Source organism: Thiobacillus sp., assembly GCF_024708915.1.
The window spans coordinates 1-2,703 of the sequence record NZ_JANJXQ010000071.1 but is presented as its reverse complement, the minus strand read 5'-3'; the positions used below and the strand labels follow the sequence as shown (position 1 = coordinate 2,703).

The window sequence follows — 2,703 nt, the reverse complement described above, 5'->3', positions numbered from 1 at the left end:
CGTCATCAGCTTGTCGAAAAGTTTTGCCAGGTTGGGATGCGCGCCGCGCCAATCGATTTCAGGGAAGCGCAGATTCAGATACCCCAGCATGCAGCCGCAGGCGACGTCGGCAAGCGTCATGCTGTTGCCAAGATACCAGGGCTTTTCGCCCAGCGCCTCGGACAGGGCTTCGAGTCCGCGGAACAGGGTTTTTTCCTGCAGCGTCAGCCAGTCGGTGCTCTGCTTGTCGGTGGGGCGTTTCTTCTCGTAGAAAATCGCGACCGCGGCGTCGGTAACGCCGTCGGCCAGCGCTTCGACGCCGCGTACCATCATGCGGCTTTTCGGCTCGCCGGGAATCAGGTGCGCAACCGGACTGACATGGTCGAGGTACTCGACGATGACGCGCGAATCGAACACAGATTCACCGTCCTCCAGCACCAGCACCGGCACCTTGCCGAGCGGGTTGAAATCGGGCACGGGGCTGTCGGGCAGCCAGGGATTCTCGACCTGGAGCTGGAACGGGATTTTCTTTTCCGCCAGCACCACACGAACCTTGCGGCCGTAAGGGCTGGTGAGCGAGCTGACGAGTTTCATTCGGGTTCCCTGAGTATGGCGTTGTTAGATCTGGTTATGGCGCAGCGCCGTCATTATCACCCGGCGCCAGTGCGGCTCCAACCCGTTCGCGCAGGGCCGGCAGCACTTCGGTTTCGAACCAGGGGTTACGCTTCAGCCACAGCCGGTTGCGCGGACTGGGATGCGGCAGCGGGAATAAATCCGGAGGGAAATCGTGCCATGCATGCACCGTGTCGGCCAGCGTTCTGCCACGCCGCCGCCCCAGGTAATACGCCTGGGCGTAGGCGCCGATCAGCAGCGTCAGCCGGACCTGCGGCATGGCCTGGATCAGCTGCGGATGCCACAGCGGCGCGCATTCCGGGCGCGGCGGCAGGTCGCCGCCCTTCGCCGTGCCGGGGTAGCACAGGCCGGTGGGGACGATGGCGATGCGCGCCGCATCGTAGAACTGTTCGCGCGTCATGCCCAGCCATTGCCGCAGCAAATCGCCGGAGGGGTCGTTCCATGGAATGCCGGTCTCGTGCACGCGCCGCCCCGGCGCCTGGCCGACGATCAGCAGACGCGCAGTAGGAGAAACGCGCAGGACGGGACGCGGGGAATGCGGCAGGTTTGCGGCGCAGACGGTGCACGCCTGCACCCTCTCCACCAGTCTGCCAAGGTCTTCCGGCCAGTCGGGATCAGCCGGCGTGGTCGGCGATGAACCGCTTGACCGCATCGATGTCGGCATCCATGACGTGCTTTTTCTGCGGCCGCGCTTCCAGCTCGGCGAGTTCGGCCGGGCGCACCGGCTCGATACCGAGCGCCTCGCGGATCGCGTCCTCGAACTTGGCCGGCTGCGCGGTTTCCATACAGATCAGCGGCACACCCGGCTCGCGGTGCTCGAGACCCACTTTCAGGCCGTCGGCGGTATGCGGGTCGATCATGGTGCCGTAGACCTCGTACACGGTACGGATGGTGTCGATGCGGTTGGCGTGGCTGCTCGATCCCGAAACCATGCCGAACTCGGCCACGCGCCCGAACAGGCCGTCTGCATTGAGATCGAAGCTGCCACCCGACTCGACCGCGCCCCACAGGCTGCGGATCCTGGCGGCATCGCGCCCGCTGAGATCGAACACGAAGCGCTCGAAGTTGGACGCTTTGGAGATGTCCATCGACGGGCTGGAGGTGTGCCTGGTTTCCGGGCGCGGGCGGTAGACGCCGGTCTTGAAGAACTCGTCGAGCACGTCGTTCTCGTTGGTGGCGACGATCAGTTTGGCGATCGGCAAGCCCATCCGCCGCGCGATGTGGCCGGCGCAGACGTTGCCGAAGTTGCCCGACGGCACGGAGAACGACACCTGCTGGTCGTTGCCGTGAGTGGCCGCGAAATAAGCCTTGAAGTAATACACGCTCTGCGCCGCGACACGCGCCCAGTTGATCGAGTTGACCGCGCCGATGTGGTGGCGCGTCTTGAAGTCCAGATCGTTGGAAACGCCCTTGACGATATCCTGACACTGGTCGAACACGCCGCGGATCACCAGGTTGTGGATGTTGGCGTCCGTGAGCGCATACATCTGCGCCTGCTGGAAGCGCGTCATGCCGTGCTCGGGCGACAGCATGAACACCCGGATGCCGCGCTTGCCGCGCATCGCGTATTCGGCGGCCGAACCGGTGTCGCCGGACGTGGCACCGAGGATGTTGAGCTCGCCGCCGGTTTTCGCCAGCACATATTCGAACAGGTTGCCGAGCAGCTGCATCGCCATGTCCTTGAACGCCAGCGTCGGGCCGTTCGACAGCGCCAGCACGTGCAGGCCGGGTTCCAGCGTTTTCAGCGGAGTGATGTCCGCCGCGTCCTCGCCCGGGCCGGCGTAGCGGTAGACATCGGCGGTGTAGGTCTTGTCGATCAGCCGGCGCAGGTCGTCGTGCGGAATGTCGTCGATCAGGCGCGCCAGTACGGCGAAGGCCAGTTCGCGGTAATCCATCCCGCGCATCGCCGTGAGTTCGGCGTCGGTAAAGCGTGGGTAGGACTCCGGCACATAAAGGCCGCCGTCGCTGGCGAGCCCGCCGAGCAGGATTTCGGAGAAACGGAGTTGTGGCGCAAGGCCGCGCGTGCTGAGGTAGTTCATTGCCTGCCCTTGGTTACCTGGCCGCCAGTTCTTCGAGGCGGATGCGCATCAC

The 2,703-nt window shown here is 64.8% G+C and carries 3 protein-coding genes; all 3 read right to left on the bottom strand.

What is annotated here, in order from left to right; genetic code table 11:
- The coding region (locus tag Q0L94_RS05490) for a glutathione S-transferase C-terminal domain-containing protein (RefSeq protein WP_296750960.1) at positions 1–573 on the bottom strand (573 nt) is incomplete at its 3' end.
- Positions 574–607: 34 nt separating this feature from the next.
- The gene (locus Q0L94_RS05485; protein WP_296750958.1) at positions 608–1,264 is read right to left on the bottom strand and encodes a uracil-DNA glycosylase family protein; all 657 of its coding nucleotides are present in this window, start codon (positions 1,262–1,264) and stop codon (positions 608–610) included.
- On the bottom strand, positions 1,227–2,651 hold the full coding sequence (gene thrC / locus Q0L94_RS05480; RefSeq protein WP_296750955.1) for a threonine synthase: 1,425 nt from the start codon (positions 2,649–2,651) through the stop codon (positions 1,227–1,229). Before thrC ends, Q0L94_RS05485 begins: the two co-directional genes overlap by 38 nt.
- Positions 2,652–2,703: the final 52 nt, after the last annotated feature.